General features: G+C 64.7%; 16 protein-coding genes and 1 pseudogene. 9 read left to right on the top strand and 8 right to left on the bottom strand.

All coding sequences use genetic code 11. The features are described from left to right. Window positions 1–23: 23 nt before the first annotated feature. From A5625_RS28205 to A5625_RS07310, 3 genes and pseudogenes are all read right to left on the bottom strand, one after another. Window positions 24–185 (bottom strand): annotated as a pseudogene (locus A5625_RS28205) (haloalkane dehalogenase); the annotation flags it as partial. A gap of 57 nt (window positions 186–242) precedes the next feature. After that, a complete protein-coding gene (locus A5625_RS07315) occupies window positions 243–1274 on the bottom strand; it encodes an amidohydrolase family protein (protein WP_066990839.1) in 1032 nt (343 codons plus the stop codon). 230 nt (window positions 1275–1504) lie between these two features. Further along, the gene (locus tag A5625_RS07310; protein WP_066990836.1) at window positions 1505–2242 is read right to left on the bottom strand and encodes a 3'(2'),5'-bisphosphate nucleotidase CysQ; all 738 of its coding nucleotides are present in this window, start codon (window positions 2240–2242) and stop codon (window positions 1505–1507) included. 173 nt (window positions 2243–2415) lie between these two features. On the opposite strand from A5625_RS07310, the gene A5625_RS07305 reads away from it, so the two are divergent. Further along, a complete protein-coding gene (locus A5625_RS07305) occupies window positions 2416–2982 on the top strand; it encodes a hypothetical protein (RefSeq protein ID WP_066990834.1) in 567 nt (188 codons plus the stop codon). Window positions 2983–3006: 24 nt separating this feature from the next. On the opposite strand, the gene A5625_RS07300 is transcribed toward A5625_RS07305, so the two are convergent. Then, a complete protein-coding gene (locus A5625_RS07300) occupies window positions 3007–4182 on the bottom strand; it encodes a thiolase family protein (RefSeq protein WP_066990831.1) in 1176 nt (391 codons plus the stop codon). 159 nt (window positions 4183–4341) lie between these two features. Here A5625_RS07300 and A5625_RS07295 point away from each other — a divergent pair, with 159 nt between their 5' ends. Both A5625_RS07295 and A5625_RS07290 read left to right on the top strand, forming a co-directional pair. Beyond that, complete coding sequence (locus tag A5625_RS07295; protein ID WP_066990829.1) at window positions 4342–5472, top strand: NDMA-dependent alcohol dehydrogenase; 1131 nt, start codon at window positions 4342–4344, stop codon at window positions 5470–5472. Window positions 5473–5642: 170 nt separating this feature from the next. Further along, window positions 5643–6539, top strand: a complete 897-nt coding sequence (locus tag A5625_RS07290) for a DMT family transporter (protein ID WP_066990827.1) — start codon at window positions 5643–5645, stop codon at window positions 6537–6539. Window positions 6540–6541: 2 nt separating this feature from the next. Here A5625_RS07290 and A5625_RS07285 read toward each other — a convergent pair whose 3' ends face one another. Then, window positions 6542–6910, bottom strand: a complete 369-nt coding sequence (locus A5625_RS07285; RefSeq protein WP_066990824.1) for a VOC family protein — start codon at window positions 6908–6910, stop codon at window positions 6542–6544. Window positions 6911–7072: 162 nt separating this feature from the next. Here A5625_RS07285 and A5625_RS07280 point away from each other — a divergent pair, with 162 nt between their 5' ends. The 3 genes from A5625_RS07280 (at window position 7073) to A5625_RS07270 (ending at window position 11074) form a co-directional block, all read left to right on the top strand. Next, window positions 7073–7804: a sensor domain-containing protein gene (locus A5625_RS07280; protein WP_232003499.1), complete on the top strand. Its 732-nt coding sequence runs from the start codon at window positions 7073–7075 to the stop codon at window positions 7802–7804. A 250-nt stretch (window positions 7805–8054) separates the two neighbouring features. Then, window positions 8055–9392, top strand: a complete 1338-nt coding sequence (locus A5625_RS07275) for a magnesium transporter MgtE N-terminal domain-containing protein (protein WP_066990818.1) — start codon at window positions 8055–8057, stop codon at window positions 9390–9392. Continuing rightward, window positions 9389–11074 carry an Nramp family divalent metal transporter gene (locus A5625_RS07270; protein WP_369829991.1) on the top strand — a complete coding sequence of 562 codons (1686 nt, stop codon included), beginning with the start codon at window positions 9389–9391 and terminating at the stop codon, window positions 11072–11074. Before A5625_RS07275 ends, A5625_RS07270 begins: the two co-directional genes overlap by 4 nt. Here the strand turns inward: A5625_RS07270 and A5625_RS07265 are convergent. Next, window positions 11064–12086, bottom strand: a complete 1023-nt coding sequence (locus A5625_RS07265; RefSeq protein ID WP_066990815.1) for a TIGR03617 family F420-dependent LLM class oxidoreductase — start codon at window positions 12084–12086, stop codon at window positions 11064–11066. The genes A5625_RS07270 and A5625_RS07265 overlap by 11 nt on opposite strands. 287 nt (window positions 12087–12373) lie before the next feature. Between A5625_RS07265 and A5625_RS07260 the strand changes: the two genes are divergently transcribed. Both A5625_RS07260 and A5625_RS07255 read left to right on the top strand, forming a co-directional pair. Then, window positions 12374–12691, top strand: a complete 318-nt coding sequence (locus A5625_RS07260; RefSeq protein ID WP_232003497.1) for an ATP-binding cassette domain-containing protein — start codon at window positions 12374–12376, stop codon at window positions 12689–12691. After that, complete coding sequence (locus A5625_RS07255; protein WP_066990810.1) at window positions 12688–13731, top strand: phosphonate dehydrogenase; 1044 nt, start codon at window positions 12688–12690, stop codon at window positions 13729–13731. The genes A5625_RS07260 and A5625_RS07255 overlap by 4 nt, the downstream gene beginning before the upstream one ends. Here A5625_RS07255 and A5625_RS07250 read toward each other — a convergent pair. Both A5625_RS07250 and htpG read right to left on the bottom strand, forming a co-directional pair. Then, window positions 13688–13909, bottom strand: coding sequence for a hypothetical protein (locus A5625_RS07250; protein ID WP_066990807.1), 222 nt, complete (start codon window positions 13907–13909; stop codon window positions 13688–13690). The two genes, A5625_RS07255 and A5625_RS07250, sit on opposite strands and share 44 nt — an antisense overlap. A 68-nt stretch (window positions 13910–13977) precedes the next feature. Continuing rightward, window positions 13978–15912: a molecular chaperone HtpG gene (htpG, locus tag A5625_RS07245; RefSeq protein WP_066990805.1), complete on the bottom strand. Its 1935-nt coding sequence runs from the start codon at window positions 15910–15912 to the stop codon at window positions 13978–13980. A 99-nt stretch (window positions 15913–16011) separates the two neighbouring features. Here htpG and A5625_RS07240 point away from each other — a divergent pair, with 99 nt between their 5' ends. Then, window positions 16012–16632 carry a TIGR03085 family metal-binding protein gene (locus tag A5625_RS07240; RefSeq protein ID WP_066990802.1) on the top strand — a complete coding sequence of 207 codons (621 nt, stop codon included), beginning with the start codon at window positions 16012–16014 and terminating at the stop codon, window positions 16630–16632. The last annotated feature ends 62 nt before the right edge of the window (window positions 16633–16694 follow it).

Here is a 16694-nt window from a genome sequence, read left to right as displayed (position 1 = left end):
GGTCAACACGCGCTGACGTGCCCTCAGAGCCAGGCCTGCTGCCACGACTGGATGCGTTCGGCCAGTTCGGGTCCGCGGTCCTCTTGGATGAAGTGACTGGCGTTGATGCGGGCGTGTGGCTGGCCCGCGGCGCCGGGAATGTGTTTGATCAGGGCGCTGTCGGCCCGCCCGAGGATGGGATCGCGGACCCGAACTGGCCGAACGCATCCAGTCGTGGCAGCAGGCCTGGCTCTGAGGGCACGTCAGCGCGTGTTGACCAGCCGTACCACACTGCGCATGACCGCCCTGCTGACGCGGCGACGGGCCTGGTCGAGTGTCGAACCCGGCGCGGGTAGCGGCGCGACGCCCAGCCGCGGGAACAGCTTCAGCGCGGTATTGCACTCGATCGCCGCGCGGGCGTCCGGGCGCAGGTCCGCGTACGTCTCCAGGCCGGCGGCGAACAGCTTGCCGGCCGCCACCGGCGCGAAGGGCCAGTCTGACCCGAAGGTCACGTGTCCGGGTTTGGCGAACGCAAGCAGGCTAGGCAGCGCCGCGGCGCTAGAGGACAGCGCGGTGTCGAAGTAGAACCCGGCGAAGTCATCCAGGCTGTCGGTTGGGCTGCGTCCGGTGTCGCCCATGATGCTCACCGCCATGCGGTGTGAGGCATAGGGCACGAACCCGCCCGCATGGCTGAGGATGAACTTGATGTTGGGGTAGGTACGGCAAATACCGTTGCGCACAAGCAGATACGCCGCGCGAGTGGTATCGAGCAGGAAGTCGACGGCAAACGGTGCGATGCCGTCGATCACCGGGCCGGGTAGCTCGCCGGGGTGAATGAATACCACGGCAGAGCGGGCGTCCAGCGCGGCGAACAGGTCGTCCTGCCCGGTCTGGCCCAGGTAGGTCCCCGCGCTGTTGGCGAGCAGCACCACGCCGTCGGCGTGTAACTCGTCGAGCGATCGGGACACCTCGTCCACAGACTCGCGCAGGTGCGGCGTGGGGATGGTGGCGAAGAATCCGAACCGGCTTGGTTGGTCGGCGACAAGACCGGCGAGGTAGTCATTGAGGTCGCGGGCCAGCGCGGCCGCCTCGGCCGCACCAGGCAGGAACGCGGTACCCGGCATCGATACCGAAAGGATCGCGGTGCCGACGTTGAGTTCCGCCATGGTCTGCAATGACGCTTCGGGGCTCCAGTCCGGCAGCGCGCGACCTCCGGCTTCGTCAATCTTGGCTTGTCGCAGCTTCTCTCGATAGAACGACGGGAGGGCGTGGTGGTGAGTGTCGATCCGCAACATTGGTGACCGCTCCTTTGAGACCGGGCCCCGGTGATCACCGCGCCGGCAAGTGCGGGGCCGACGTCCCCATCATGTAACAGCGCGACGGCCGATGTCGATGCGCCGACGAGCGAAGACTTTTCGGCCCGCGCCTGCCATCATTAGCGACACGGCGAATTACCTTACAGCTCAGTATGTTTGACCGGACGCCCGCCCGAAGTTACCGAACGACAAGTCCTCCCGGAGGCTGCCTATTGCGGTGATCGGGTAACCGCGAGTACGGCTTCCGCGAACTCGGGACGGCAGACCACCAGATCCGGCAACTTCGGGTCGGGTTGGTTGTAGGCCAATGCTGAGCCGTCGATGCGAGAGGTGTGCAGCCCGGCGGCTCGTGCCACTGCCACCGGCGCAGCGGAGTCCCATTCGAACTGGCCGCCGGCATGCACGTACACATCGGACAACCCTTGGACGATCGAAGCCACCTTGGCTCCGGCGGAACCCATTTCCACCAGGACTCCATCCAGCGCATCCTGCACGTTCAGGGCAATCGCGGGTGGACGGGTGCGCGACACGACGATGCGCGGCTTGCCCGGCGCGACCGGAGGTGAAGCGACCTCGGGAGTCGCGAACGTGATGCCTTGTGCGGGTAATGTGACCGCGCCGGCGACCAGTTCACCGGCCTCCCAGAGCGCGACGTGCACCGCCCAGTCGTCGCGCCCGAGTTCGGAGAATTCCCGCGTCCCGTCCAGCGGATCGACGATCCAGACGCGGTCCGAGCGCAATCGCACCGGGTTGTCGGCGCCCTCTTCGGAGAGCACCGCGTCATCGTGCCGCTCCGCGGCGAGCGCCTCCATCAAGAAGTCGTGGGATCGCTTGTCCCCCGCGGCTTTCCGGTCGCCGGCTTCCGCATCGGCGAACTCTTCACGGACCCCGAGCAGTAGCCGACCGGCCTCGGTAGCCAACCGTGCGGCCAGGTCATGGTCATTCATCGGCGACTCCACGAAATCCTCAATATGTTGGTAGCGATGACCAACTTTACCGTGTGACGCCCCGGTGGGCGGGTACCGCCCCCGCGGAAAGCTTGTGCCCTAATCTGGTGGGTGTGAGCGGCAACGCCAACGTCCCTTTATTGAAGCGGTTCCGGCACATCCCTCGGGGGCGTTTGATCGTCATCGGCTCGGCGACGGCGGTGGCGCTGGCCGGTGTCATCACCTTCGTGGGAGGTCAGCTGACCCAAGGGCATCAAAGCGCGACGGGGCCCAGTACCCAACCGTCGCCCTCAGCGCCGGAGAGCTTTGCCATTCCCGGCTGCTATAACCCGTCCGTTCAGCCGGTCGCCCGCCCCAAGAAACTCAACGTTTTGGGCTGCGCTAGTGTGGCCGTCGCGCTACAGGACATGTCGTGGAGTTCGTGGGGCCCGCAGGGCGCCGACGGGACCGGTACGGCGGTGTTCAAGCTCTGCGATCCCAACTGCGCAGCCGGGTCTCAGCTGACCGAACCGGTAATTGTGCACGCATGGAACCCGCAGCCGCCGCGGCGCGAGGCCATCTGTCAGGTCGGCTTGGAGATTTTCGCCGACATGATTCTGGCCTTCCCCAAAGAGGTGCCACCACCGAGCGTGCAGAAGATGAACACCCAGTACAACGGAGAGCCCGCGGTGCACTTCGCCAACTACTCGAGCGGCGACACGCAGGGCACCCAGTTCATCGGCTACACGTTTTGTAACTAGCGGGTTGGCACAACGAGCGGTTGCTCAGACCTCGATGACGACAGCGCCGCCCTGGCCACCACCCGCGCACATCGCCGCGACGCCGATACCACCGCCGCGGCGGGCCAGCTCGTAGGCCAACGTGGTCACCATGCGCGCCCCGGAAGCCGCGATCGGGTGACCTAGGCTGCAGCCGCTACCGGAGAAGTTCACCTTCTCCTCGTCGATGCCGTATTCCCGGCACGCCGCGATCGGCACCGATGCGAAGGCCTCGTTGATCTCCCACAGCGCTACGTCGCCGGGTGACAGACCGGCCCGCTGCAACACCTTCCCGATGACCTTCACGGCGCCCAGACCACAGTCCCTGGGCGGCACGCCGGCGGCGGCCCAGGCCCTGACCGTACCCATCGCGTTGAGCCTCTCGGCCTGGGCGTAGTCACTGTCGACGAGCGCGACCGCGGCCGCGGCGTCGTTGGTGCCGCTGCTGTTGCCCGCCGTGATCGAGAAGCCCTCGATCTCGGGGTGCAGCACCTTGAGGCCGGCGAGCTTCTCGACGGTGGTGTCCCGGCGCGGATGCTCGTCGACGGAGAACTCGGTCACCGAGCCGTCAACCTGGGTGATCTTCAGCGCGAGGATCTCGTCGACAAACTTGCCGGCGTCCATGGCCGCGATGGCGCGCTCATGGGAACGCGCGGCCCAGGCGTCCATCTCCTCGCGTGTGATGCCGACCGCCTGGGCGGTGTTCCAGCCCACAGTGATGGACATGTCCTTGGCGGGCGCGTCCGGTGTTTCTACGTGGGTGGGCGGCATCCAGCGCTCCTCGAACTTCAGCTCGGGGCCCGGAATCCGCCAGTTGGTCAGCGGCGTCATCGACAGCGACTGCACGCCGCCGGCGATCAACACACGCTCCATGCCGGAGCCGATCTGCGCCGCGGCGTTGCCGATAGCCGTCAGGCTGCCCGCGCAATGCCGGTTCACCGACTGTCCCGGAACATGCTCAAGACCGGTAGCCGTCGCCGCATACCGCGCGAGATCGCCACCGCCGTAATGCGATTCGGCGAAAATGATGTCATCGATGGCGGTCGGATCGACACCGGACCTGCGCACCACCTCTGGCAACACCGCGGTGATCAGTGTCTCGGGTGGTGTATTGACGAGCGTGCCCTTGAAAGAACGGCCGATCGCCGTCCGAACGGCTCCAACGATTACGGGTGTACCCATGTTTTCAACCTCGAACGGTCTGGCTGCGGTCAGTCGCGGCGAATCGTATCAAATACTGTATAGACAATAGTATTGGTCTAAGTTCGGTGGGGGCCGGTCTGTGACCGCGCTAACAATTAAGCGGTTAGTACACGCGGTCAGCAACAGGAGGCCTACCCGTTGAAAACCAAAGGCGCCCTGGTCTGGGACCTGAACCACCCGTGGGTGATCGACGAGATCGAGATCGGCGACCCGCGGCGCGGCGAGGTGACGGTTCAACTGGAGACCGCCGGCTTGTGTCACTCCGACCACCACTTGCTGACCGGTGATTTCCCCATCCCGAGCTTCCCCGTCCTCGGCGGCCATGAGGGCGCCGGCGTCGTCACCGAAATCGGAGACGGCGTCGAGCACCTGGCCGTCGGCGATCACGTGGTGATGTCGTTTATCCCGTCCTGCGGCAAGTGCACGCCTTGCCAGGTCGGTTTGCGTAATTTGTGCGACTTGGGCATGGGGTTGCTGTCCGGCGCATCGGTGTGCGACGGATCCTTTCGGGTGACGGCCAAAGGACACGATGTCGTGCCGATGTCGCTGCTCGGGACATTCGCCCCCTACGTGGTGGTGCACCACACGTCGGTAGTCAAGGTCGACCTGTCGATTCCCTTCGACGTGGCCTGCCTGGTGGGCTGCGGCGTCACAACGGGCTATGGCTCCGCAGTGCGCAGTGCGGCGGTCGGACCCGGCGATGACGTCGCGGTGATCGGTATCGGCGGCGTCGGCGTCGCAGCAATACAGGGCGCCCGAATCGCCGGAGCCCGACGCGTGTTCGCCGTCGATCCGTTCGACTGGAAACGCCAGCAGGCGTTGAAGTTCGGCGCGACAGAGGCTTTCGCGGATGTCACCACTGCCGCTGCTGCCATCGCCGAGGCCACCTGGGGAGCGATGTGCCGCAAAGTGATTGTCACAGTGGGTCATTGCGACGGCGGTGAGGTCGAGGAATGGATGAGCCTGACCGCAAAGGGAGGCACCTGCGTGCTGACGGCCATGGGCAACGTGATGGCCACCGATACCACGCTCAATCTGGCCGGTCTGACGCTGCTGCAAAAGAGCCTGCAGGGAAGCCTGTTCGGGGGCGGCAACCCACAGCACGACATTCCGGCGATTCTGGAGCTGTACAAGCTGGGGCAGCTCAACCTCGACGACATGGTCACGCGCGAGTACACCCTCGAGCAGATCAACGATGGCTATCGCGACATGCTGGAGGGCCGCAACATCCGCGGCATCATCCGCTATACCGATGCCGACCGCGCTTGACCCGCGGCCAACAGCTGACCTTCGTTGGGCATCCCCCGACGCGTTGGTGCGTACTTCCCGGCCCTCGTACGAGTTGTCGGTCGAAGGCGGGCGCATCGGGCTTGGCGCAACCGATGCAAACCGACTGCACCACAAGCGAAGTGCCGAGCAGCACTACCTAGGAGATCGTTATGAGCAAAACAGACCTCGCCGTGTTGCTCGCAGTGGCGGCAGCCCTGATGGTTGGCGCCGGAGACGTCGTTCAGCAGCAATCCGCTCAACAAGTCACCGATGAACCGGTCAGCACCTTCGCCCTGTTTCGCCGGCTGCTCCGTGATAGACGGTGGTGGACGGGCAGCCTGGTCGCTGCCGCCGGGTTCGGCTTCCAGGCCGCGGCGCTGGGCCTGGGTTCGGTGGTGCTGGTGCAGGCACTCTTGGTGACATCACTGCTCTTCGCGCTGATCATCAGCGCCAAGGCTAACCATCGCAGAATCACACGCCGGCAGGGGATTTGGGCCGTATTGCTCGCGACTGCCGTTGCGGTGGTGGTGACAGTCGGCGACCCGGAGCAGGGGACTCCGCGCGGGTCGGTGCAGACCTGGACCATCGTGGCGCTGGTGATGGTTCCGGCGTTGATTCTGTGTGTGATCGGGGCGCGGCTGTTCCCGGGCTCGGCCGGCGCATTGTTGCTGGGCCTGATGTCCGGTTCACTGTGGGGATTGTTTTCGGTGTTGACCAAAGGCGTGGTCGACCAACTCGGCCGCGGCATCCCGGCGTTGTTGCGCGCACCCGAGTTGTACGTGTGGATTGTGGTGGCGATCGCGGCCACCGCTTGGGAGCAGTCGGCGTTTCGGGCCGGGCCGCTCACCGCGTCGCTTCCGGCGGTCACCGTCGCCGAGCCCATCGTCGGATCGGTGCTCGGTGTCACCGTGCTGGGTGAAACGCTGCATACCAACGATATTGGCCTGGTGGCATTGGGCTTATCAATAGCCGTGATGGCGGCAGCGACGATCGCACTGGCTCACAGTCAGGCCAGCTATCCCCCCTCGTCTAACGAAAAGCCTTCTCCTGCAACGGACCAGACGTGAGATCAGCTCAGGCGTGAACCGATCCGGTGCGCGGTGCCGTCCGGATCGACATAGGCGAATTCACGCAAACCGTACGGCGTGTCCTGCGGAGCGATCAGGCGGCCTTCGAGATTTTTCAGCGCCGCCCACTCCGCGTAGAGGGCATCGGCGTCATTGACATAGAAGTACACGCTCGCGGCGGTGCGCAGCGGATCGTGCTCCGCCCATTCGGTGACATGGATTGACACCGACCCACGATCGGCGAATCCGTACCGTTCGGGACCGTCGTACGCGCGGGCGTCGAATCCAAGCCGGCGGTACCGGCTGAGTGCGACCTCCAGGTCTCGGACGGGAACGATCGGCGATACCGAGGTGAAGTCGACGGTGGACACACAGCGAACATAACTCTTAACTCTGAATCCGCCCGCCCTGGCGGTCGCTGCGCGTAAGCTCCCGCAAATAACCTCTGAATAGCTGACGCATACGAACGCGCGGACTGCTTGCGGAGTCGACTCGAGCAGGAAGGCCCCTCATTCATGCGTCAGCTAACACGCGTGGTTGCCGTTGCGGCCATCGGGATTTCCGTTGCCGGGTGCGGCAACAGCAACGAGGAAGCTAGCGCCCCGTCCTCCACCACCACCACGACCACGGCCGCCAAGCCGCCGCTCGCACAATCGGCGCTGATGCCTTTGCTCCTTACCTCGGCCGAGATCGACGCCGCTCTGGGCGTCACAGGGTCGAAGACTTTGGAGCCGTTCTTCGCGCTGAACAATGACAACCCCGCCGACGCGTTCCCCAAGTCGTACAAATTCCCCGACGAGTGCCGCTACATCACCGGACCCGCCGAAACTTCGGTTTATGCGGGCAGCGGCAACACGGCTGTGCAAGGCGAAAGTGATGGCACCTCACGCGATTCCGGCGCCCCGGGCGTGACTCAGATGCTGGTGCTGTTCCCGTCCGCACAGCAGGCTAGCGCCTTCTTCACCACCTCGTCGTCCCCCCAGGGCTGGCCCGCCTGCGCCAACCGTCAGGACACCGCCGCCGGTGACCCTGACGCTCCGACGGTGACCTGGAAGGTCGGACCGGTTTCCAGCACCAATGGCGTGTTGAGCACCACCGACTCGGTGACGGCATCCAAGGACGGGCAGACCATGTCCGAGAGCTGCCAGCGCGCGCTGACGGTACGCAACAACGTCGTCATCGATGTCGAGGCGTGCCGCAACGATCCAGGCAACGTGGCCGTCGAGGTCGCCAATCAGATCGCCGGCAAGGTCGACAAACAATAGCTGCCAGCTAACTGGGACCGTTGCCCTGACCGTCGTCGGAATACCGGCCGCAATAGGTATCGAGGGATTCAAAAATCCCAATATCCTTCTGCTGTTTACCTATTGGCGGTAGCCGTGCGCAGTGGTAGGGGCGTAGATTCTGGCGGCCGAGGCGGCCCGACGATCGATTCGAAGCGGTACATGGCTCCTGATACCTGGTTTAGGGGTAGGTTGTGCGCGGGTTCGGTCACACCGCCTTGAGGAGGGTTACGTGGGCACATCGGAAAAGGCATCCAAGCCGCGCACCGCGCAGCCAGTCATCCACCTCTCGCAACTGTTGCGGGCGCCCGTGCTGGCCCGCTCCGGGGACACGGTGGGCCGGGTCGAGGACGTGATCGTGCGGCTACGCGGAGCCGAAGAGTATCCGCTGGTGGCCGGGATCGTGGCCGGAGTCGGCGGGCGTCGGGTCTTCATCGGAGACAAATCCATTGACGAATATTCCGTGGACCGAGTTCTGTTGACCAAGAACAAGGTTGACCTTCGTGGCTTCGAACGCCGCGAAGGCGAGGTGTTGTTGCGCACCGATGTGTTGGGCCACCGGCTGATCGATGTGGCGACCGTCGAGCTGGTGCGCGCCTACGACGTCGAACTCGAACAGAGCCGCGGGGGCTGGGTGGTTACCCGTCTGGACACGCGCCGTCCACCACGGTTATTCGGTTTGATCAAGCATTCAGGTGGGCATGCGTCGCGGGATTGGAAGGCATTCGAGCCGCTGATCGGTCACGCACGTTCCGATGCAGTTCGGCGTCTGTCGGATCGGTTCGGTGACCTCAAGGCCGCCGAAATCGCCGACCTTCTCGAGGAAGCGGACAAGGCGGAGGGCGGCGAGATCCTCGACCGGGTGCACAGCGACCCAGAACTCGAAGCTGACGTCTTCGAGGAGCTGGACCCGGACAAGGCCAGCCGGCTACTCGACGATATGCCGGACAACGAGGTCGCCGCCCTGCTGGGCCGGATGCGCGCCGACGACGCCGCCGACGCAATCGTCGACCTGCGCCAGTCACGGCGCCGACGCGTCCTCGAACTGATGCCGGCCCCGCAACGCACCAAAGTCATTACCCTGATGGGGTTCAACCCCGAGAGCGCCGGCGGGCTGATGAATGTCGACTCCGTGACATGTTCGGCCACCGCCACCGCGGGTCAGGCGCTGGCGCTGATCGCCGCCTCACGCAACATCCAGCCGGAGGCGCTGATCAAGGTGCACGTGCTCGACGAGGACAAACGGCTGGACGGCGTCGTGTCGGTGATCACCCTCCTGCAGGTTGATCCCGCTGAAACCGTTGCATCCCTTATGGATTCCGATCCGGTGCGGGTCAACGCCGATGCGGATCTGACCGACATCGCGCTGCTGATGGCCGATTTCAATCTCTATTCCATCCCTGTCGTCGACGAGCAAGATCGCCTGCTCGGCGTGGTGACCGTTGACGACGTGCTGGAAGCGACGATTCCCGAAGACTGGCGCCGCCGCGAGCCTGCGCCGCGCCCCATCCGCGAAATCACCGCTGTCGATGACCGTGACACACCGCAGACCGGCGGTAGCACACCGTGAGCTCCGGCGAGGAGAACAGCACCAGGGAAACGCCGCAGGCCGTGGAAGTGCAGCGCACCGAAGCGGCGCAGACCCGGCGCGCCGCGGTGCTGGACAGCGCGCATCTGGGTGATATCGAGGGCGCGTTCGGGCGCATCAGCGTCGGGGAAACCGAGCATGCACGAACCTGGCGGACGCGGCTGCTGACCCTGCTCGCCATCGTCGGACCCGGAATCATCGTGATGGTCGGCGACAACGACGCGGGTGGGGTAGCCACCTACGCCCAAGCCGGCCAGAACTACGGCTACTCACTGCTGTGGGTGTTGTTGCTGCTGATCCCGGTGCTCATCGTCAACCAAGAAATGGTGGTCCGCCTCGGTGCGGTCACCGGGGTCGGGCACGCCCGGCTGATCAACGAACGCTTCGGTCGCGGCTGGGGCTGGTTTTCGGTCGGCGACCTGTTTCTGCTCAACTTTCTGACCATCGTCACCGAGTTCATCGGCATCAGCCTGGCCGCCGCATACATCGGCATCTCCAAATACGTAGTGGTGCCGATTTCGGCGGTGGCGTTGGTGGCGATCATGGCCAGCGGCAGCTTCCGTCGATGGGAGCGGGCCATGTTCGTCTTCATCGCCGTCACGCTGCTGCAGATCCCGATGCTGCTGATGTCTCATCCACAGTGGAAGCAGGCCGCGAAGTCCTTTGTGGTGCCGAGTATTTCGGGTGGGGTCAGTTCGGACGCGGTGCTGCTCATCATCGCTATCGTCGGCACCACCGTGGCACCGTGGCAGCTGTTCTTTCAGCAGTCCAACGTCGTCGACAAGCGCATCACACCGCGATTCATGGGCTACGAACGCGCGGACACCGTGCTGGGCGCCTTCGTCGTGGTGGTCGGCGCTGCGGCGCTGATGATGACCGGTGAATGGGCTGCGCGCTCCACCAACACCATTGGCGGCTTCACCGACGCCGGCGCCACCGCGCACCTGCTGGGCGAGCACCGCCCGGTACTCGGCTCGGTCTTTGCGATCGTGCTGATGGACGCCTCGATCATCGGAGCCGCCGCGGTGCAGCGAGTGTTTCAGTCCGAATACGTCGCCGAAGGCGTAACTGGTGGCCAGGGTCACCGCGGCTTCTCCGACGCCAAACAGTTCTATCTGTCCTACACCGCGATGGTGGCGGTGGCCGCGGCCATCGTGCTGATTCCGGGTGCCCCGCTCGGGCTGATCACCACCGCCGTTCAAGCCCTTGCCGGTCTGCTGCTGCCCAGCGCCAGCGTGTTTCTGCTGCTGCTGTGCAACGACCGAGAAGTTCTGGGGCCCTGGGTCAATCGGGCCTGGCTGAATTGGGTAGCCGGACTGATCGTCGGCATCCTGCTGCTGCTGTCCGGGATTCTGATGGCTACCACGCTGTTTCCGAACCTCAACGTCGTCGCGGTCACTGGCTACCTGACGCTGGCCCTGGTCATCCTCGGGGCGGCCGCGACACCGGTGCTGCGCTGGCTGGACCGACGTCAGCCCGCACGCCCCAAACCGCAACTTCCGGCCCGCGGCGTGGACCGCAGCACCTGGCGTATGCCGCCGCTGGCGCTGCTCGAACCGGTCACCTGGTCACCCGGAACCCGGCTCGCGATGGTCGCGCTGCGTGCCTATCTGGTTGCCGGGGCATTGCTGTTGGTGGTCAAGGCGATTCAGCTCAGTCACTGATCGCTCGTATCCGGCGGGCCACCTCGCCGTACCGCTCGAAGCGCTCCTGATCGGCAACGGAGTTGTACATCACCAAACGCGTTGCCGTTCCGGCATATTTCTCGGTGAGCGCGTCGGCCAGCCCGTCCCAGGTCGACTCGGTGGCAAAGACCGCGATGTGGTCGTCGCTGACCTGAGCCGCCATGCCGGCCAAGTCTCCGGCCTTCTGCTTCTCCCGAATCCGGGCGGTCGTGCCCTCGAAACCCGCCTCGTCCCAGATGAATGCGTAGTTGGGTGTGCTGCCGTAGAAGGCCATGCTGGCGCGCACGATTTCGCGCTGCTTGTCACGTTCTTCGTCGGTGTCGCCGACGATGGTCATGACCGGCACGATGATCGCGATGTCCGACGGAGAACGACCGGCTTTCTCCGCTCCCTCGGCGACCGTCGGCAGGACGTGACGGGCCAGGTAACCCGGCTCGCCGATCGGATGGACATGCACCCCGTCGGCCACTTCGCCCGCCATCCGCAGCATCCACGGATTGACCGCTGCGATATCGACTTTGGGGTCGGGCGCATCGATGGGCCCCGGGCTCCACTGGGGGGTGATGAAGTCGAGGTCGTAGAAGTCGCCGTGGTGGTCGAGTATCCCGGAGCGAAATGCCGCGAAACATGCCTTGACGGCCAGCAGGTAGTCGCGCAGCCGGGGCCCGGGCCGCTCGAAGGCCGTACCGTAGCGCCGCACCACATGGGTGCGCACCTGGGTTCCCAGCCCCAACCGGAATTTGCCCTTGGTGGCTTCCTGAAGTTCCCACGCCGCGGCGGCGGTGACGAAGGGACTGCGCGGGAAGGCCACCGCGACGCCGGTCGACAATTCCAGATCGGGCGCTGCCTGCGACGCCACGGCGGCATTCAGGTATGCGGTGCGGCCGGTCTCGGTGAACAACAGACCGGAGAACCCGGCGGATTGGGTCCGCCGGGCAAGGTCACCGATTCGGCCGAGCGGCTGGGGAATCGTCATCGCATCGACATGCATGGTGGGAGCGTACGTCGAGCCCCTGCGTCGGCTGCGCCGTATCCCACGAAAAGACACTGAAACGTACCGTCCAAAGGTGTCCGCCAATCGGCCTTCAGGCAATCACCGCATGAACAGTATCGGGGAGCTCGGCATACAGCTGCTAACTTCCCGTGCGCTCGAAATGCTCTTGGCGAGAGGGTGTTTCGAGTTGCGCTTGTCGAGTAGCGTAGACGCGTCGCCGGGTTCGGTGTCAATTTCGCCGTGCTCGATCGGGGTCTTGGAGGACTGTGATCCAGCTATATGACGTGAGTGTGCGTTACGAGGCCACGATCGCGTTGCACCCGTTGACGCTCGAATTCCCAGCGGGCAGCTTCACCGTCCTGCTTGGCCCGTCGGGGGCGGGCAAGTCGACTCTGCTGCAATGCATGAATCACTTGGTCATCCCGAGCACCGGATTCATTGAAGTCGCCGGGATCGGCCGGCTTGACAGCAGTTCGAGGGTTCGTGCGCACCGGCGGCGTACCAGCATGATCTTTCAACAACATCAGTTGATCGGGGTCATCTTGGGAACGGTCACGATCGTGGATGGCCTCAGCGGCTGGTTGCGAAGCCGATTCGCATGAATTCGATTCACCCACAGCCGTTTCGGGTGGTCATCACCCATCGGGTTCACGCCGACGTGCTTGACCTGTTGGGCCGCTCCTGCGAGGTGGTCGCGAACCAGACACCCAACAGCCTCACCCGAGACGAACTGCTCAGCAGATGCCGCCACGCAGACGCGCTGGTGGTGTTCATGCCCGACCACGTCGACGAGGAGCTGTTGCAACACAGTCCTCGCTTGCGGATAGTGGCCGGGGCGCTCAAGGGCTACGACAACATCGATCTGACCGCGTGTACGGCGCGTGGCGTCTGGGTCAGTTATGTCGAAGACCTGCTCACCGGCGCGACTGCCGATCTTGCGATTGGCTTGTTGATCGGGCTGGACCGCCACCTTCTCACCGGCGACAGCTTCGTCCGATCGGGTCGACATCGCGGCTGGCGACCCGAACTTTATGGTGGCGGGCTGGCCGGCAGGCAGATCGGAATCCTTGGCATGGGCGCGGTTGGACGCGCGGTCGCGAATCGACTGCGCGCATTCGACGCGGAACTGCTGTACACCGACCCCAGGCCGCTACCAGTCGCCGACGAGAAAACGCTCGGCGCGCGAGCCGTGCCGCTCGATGCCCTGCTGGCGGACAGCACCGCCGTGGTGGTGACGGCGCCGCTCACCGAGCACACCCGCCACCTCATCGGACCGGCGGCATTGGCGCAACTTCCCCAAGGGGCACTGTTGGTCAATGTGGGCCGCGGGTCGGTGGTCGACGAAGATGCCGTGGCACGTTCACTGGTGACCGGCCACCTGGGCGGCTATGCCGCCGACGTCTTCGCCTTTGAGGACTGGTCGGATCGTGATCGCCCCCGGGCCATTCCAGCTGAACTCCTCGCCCACGACCACACCCTCTTCACTCCCCATCTGGGTTCGGCCGTCCACCAGGTGCGCCGCCAGATCGAACTCGCGGCGGCGCGAAGCGTTCTCGATGTTCGGGACGGCAAGCGACCCTCCATGGCGGCGAACGTCATCACCACGAGCGCTTCGTCGGGCGGTGACTCACCGGGGCGGTGAAGCCTTCGGTGTCATCGAAGAACGCCCATTGCCCGTCGTCGTTGACCTCCATGCGCCAACCGAGTTCGGTGTCGCCGCCAACGGAGTTGACGAACCAGGCGTGTGCGGCCTCCGCATTGGCGAAATTCTTCGTCGCGACGACCCGGCCGTGTGGGTCGATAACGCGAAACTCGGGCATGGAATCTAATTATCCCTGCCAGGGAGTTTTCAATCCCACGAATCGCCTATTTGCCGGTAAACCCCCCGTTACAGCGTGCGGGCCAGCCGGTTGGCGAGTATCTCGGCAAACCTCGCCGGGTCGTCGAGCGCGCCGCCTTCGGCGAGAAGTGCTGTGCCATAAAGCAATTCCGCAGTCTCGGCGACCGAGGGGTCGTCGTTGCGGTCCTGGTGGGCTTGGCGCAGGCCGGTGACGAGCGGGTGGCTGGGATTGAGTTCGAGGATCCGCTTGCCCACCGGAATGTCCTGCCCGGAAGCACGGTAGATGCGGGCAAGCGCCGGGGTGATCCCGAAGGCATCGGTGATCAAGCAGGCGGGCGAGTCCGTCAGCCGGGTGGATAGCCGGACTTCCTTGACGTGGTCGGCCAGGGTGTCCTTGAGCCAGGCGAGCAGGTCGGCGAACTCCTTTTGCTGCTCTTCGCGCTCGGCCTCGCTCTGGTCGCCCTCGGAGCTGAGGTCCACCTCGCCCTTGGCGATCGACTGCAGCGGCTTGCCGTCGAATTCGGTCACCGTTCCCACCCAGACCTCGTCGACCGGGTCGGTGAGCAGCAGCACCTCATAGCCCTTGGCCTTGAACGCCTCCAGGTGCGGCGACTTCAGGATCTGCTGACGCGACTCCCCCGTGGCGTAGAAGATCTGCGTCTGGCCTTCCTTCATGCGTTCCACATACTGGGCAAGCGTGGTGGCTTCCTCATCGCTGTGCGTCGAGGCGAACGAGGACACCTGCAGCAGCGTCTCCTGGTTGTCGAAGTCCGAGAGCAGGCCCTCCTTGACGACCTTGCCAAACTGGGTCCAGAAGGTGCGATAGTCCTCCGGGCGCTCGGACTGTAGATCCTTGATCGTGGAGAGCACCTTCTTGGTCAGCCGGCGCCGGATGGCCTTGATCTGCCGATCCTGTTGCAGGATCTCGCGTGACACGTTGAGCGACATGTCCTGTGCGTCAACGACACCCTTGACGAAGCGCAGGTATTCGGGCATGAGCTCGTCACAGTCGCCCATGATGAACACGCGCTTGACGTAGAGCTGAATCCCGGTGTGGGCGTCCCGGTTGAACAGGTCGAACGGGGCGTGGGACGGGATGAACAGCAGTGCCTGGTATTCGAAGGTGCCTTCGGCCCTCATCGCGATGACCTCGAGCGGATCGTCCCAGGCGTGCGCGATGTGCTTGTAGAACTCCTTGTACTCCTCCTCGGAGACCTCTTCTTTAGGTCTGGCCCACAGGGCCTTCATCGAGTTGAGCGTCTCGGTCTCGATGGTGACGGTCTCCTCGCCCCCATCCTCCGTCGCGGGGGTGCGTCGCTCGACCTCCATCCGGATGGGCCAGGCGATGAAGTCGGAGTATTTCTTGACCAGGCTGCGGATCGTGAACTCCGCGGTGTAGTCGTGCAGCCCGTCCTCGGCGTCTTCGGGCTTGAGGTGCAAGACGACCGACGTTCCTTGCGGAGCGCCGTCGACCGACTCGATGGTGTAGGTGCCCTCGCCGCTGGATTCCCATTTGGTGGCGTCGCTCTCGCCGGCCTTGCGGGTGAGCAGCTCGACCTTGTCGGCGACCATGAAGCTCGAATAGAAACCGATGCCGAACTGACCGATGAGCTCCTCCGAGGCGGCCTCGTTCTTGGCGTTCTTGGCCTCGCGCAGTTGCTTGCGCAGCTCGGCGGTGCCGGACTTGGCCAGCGTGCCGATCAGATCCACCACTTCGTCGCGGGTCATCCCGATGCCGTTGTCGCGGATGGTCAGGGTGCGCGCATCCTTGTCCACCTCGATCTCGATGTGCAGGTCGGAGGTGTCGACGTCGAGGTCCTTGTTCCGGAACGCCTCAAGCCGCAGCTTGTCCAAGGCATCGGAAGCATTGGAGATCAATTCCCGCAGGAATGAGTCCTTATTGGAGTAAACGGAGTGGACCATCAAATCCAGCAGTTGCCGAGCCTCTGCCTGAAACTCCAACTCCTCGACACGCGCGTTCATGTGATTCCCTTCGACAACACGACGTTTCAAATTTACCGAGTGGTGGATCACCCTCGCTCGGGGGTTCACCCTCGTCGCGTCGGCCTTTACGCTGAACGCATGTCTGTTGCTCAACGCGAGCGCGCCGCCCTCGTGGAAACCATGCGCGGTGTCGGTCCGGATGCGCCCACCCTGTGTGAAGGCTGGACTACGCGCGACTTGGCCGCCCACCTGGTGATCCGGGAGTACCGCCTGGACGCCGCACCTGGCATCATGATTCCCTTCTTCGCCTCCCACACCGCCAAGGTGCAGAACCAGGTGACTGAGCAGAACGACTGGGATGAGCTGGTTGCCAAAATCTCCGCCGGCCCGCCGGTTTACTCACCGCTCAAACTGCTCGACCCGGTGGCCAATGTGGCCGAGATGTTCATCCATCACGAGGATGTGCGCCGCGCGCAGCCCGGCTGGCAGCCGCGCCCGCTGGAGCCCGGCCTGAGCACGACGCTGCGGCGCACCCTGCCGCTGATGGCCCGGCTGACCCTCGCCAAGGTGCCCGGTCGGGTGGCGTTGCGCACCCCGGACGGCAAGACGGTGCTCACCGCCGGTCAGGGTCCGGCCGTGACGGTGACGGGGGCGCCCGAGGAGCTACTGCTGTTCAGCGTGGGGCGGCAAGCGCGGGTCGAATTCGACGGCGACGCCGCGGCGGTGCAGGCCGTCCGCGATGCACCTAAGGGGCTGTAAAGGCCGGCGGTCACCTGGGCAGGGCCGTCTAGGAGGCATGACCGCAATTCAAAAGTCGATAG

The sequence above is a fragment of the Mycobacterium sp. 1465703.0 genome, assembly GCF_001672975.1.
In the GTDB taxonomy this organism is placed as follows: Bacteria; Actinomycetota; Actinomycetes; order Mycobacteriales; family Mycobacteriaceae; genus Mycobacterium.
The sequence above is the reverse complement of the archived record's forward strand: the minus strand, read 5'-3'. Positions and strand labels throughout refer to the sequence as shown.

What these genes read in the sequence shown, in the direction of transcription:
- A5625_RS07315 (WP_066990839.1), bottom strand. Translation starts at nt 1,274, where the DNA reads ATGTTGCGGATCGACACTCACCACCACGCCCTCCCGTCGTTCTATCGA.
- A5625_RS07310 (WP_066990836.1), bottom strand. Translation starts at nt 2,242, where the DNA reads ATGAATGACCATGACCTGGCCGCACGGTTGGCTACCGAGGCCGGTCGG.
- A5625_RS07300 (WP_066990831.1), bottom strand. Translation starts at nt 4,182, where the DNA reads ATGGGTACACCCGTAATCGTTGGAGCCGTTCGGACGGCGATCGGCCGT.
- A5625_RS07290 (WP_066990827.1), top strand. Translation starts at nt 5,643, where the DNA reads ATGAGCAAAACAGACCTCGCCGTGTTGCTCGCAGTGGCGGCAGCCCTG.
- A5625_RS07265 (WP_066990815.1), bottom strand. Translation starts at nt 12,086, where the DNA reads ATGCATGTCGATGCGATGACGATTCCCCAGCCGCTCGGCCGAATCGGT.
- A5625_RS07255 (WP_066990810.1), top strand. Translation starts at nt 12,688, where the DNA reads ATGAATTCGATTCACCCACAGCCGTTTCGGGTGGTCATCACCCATCGG.
- A5625_RS07250 (WP_066990807.1), bottom strand. Translation starts at nt 13,909, where the DNA reads ATGCCCGAGTTTCGCGTTATCGACCCACACGGCCGGGTCGTCGCGACG.
- htpG (WP_066990805.1), bottom strand. Translation starts at nt 15,912, where the DNA reads ATGAACGCGCGTGTCGAGGAGTTGGAGTTTCAGGCAGAGGCTCGGCAA.
- A5625_RS07240 (WP_066990802.1), top strand. Translation starts at nt 16,012, where the DNA reads ATGTCTGTTGCTCAACGCGAGCGCGCCGCCCTCGTGGAAACCATGCGC.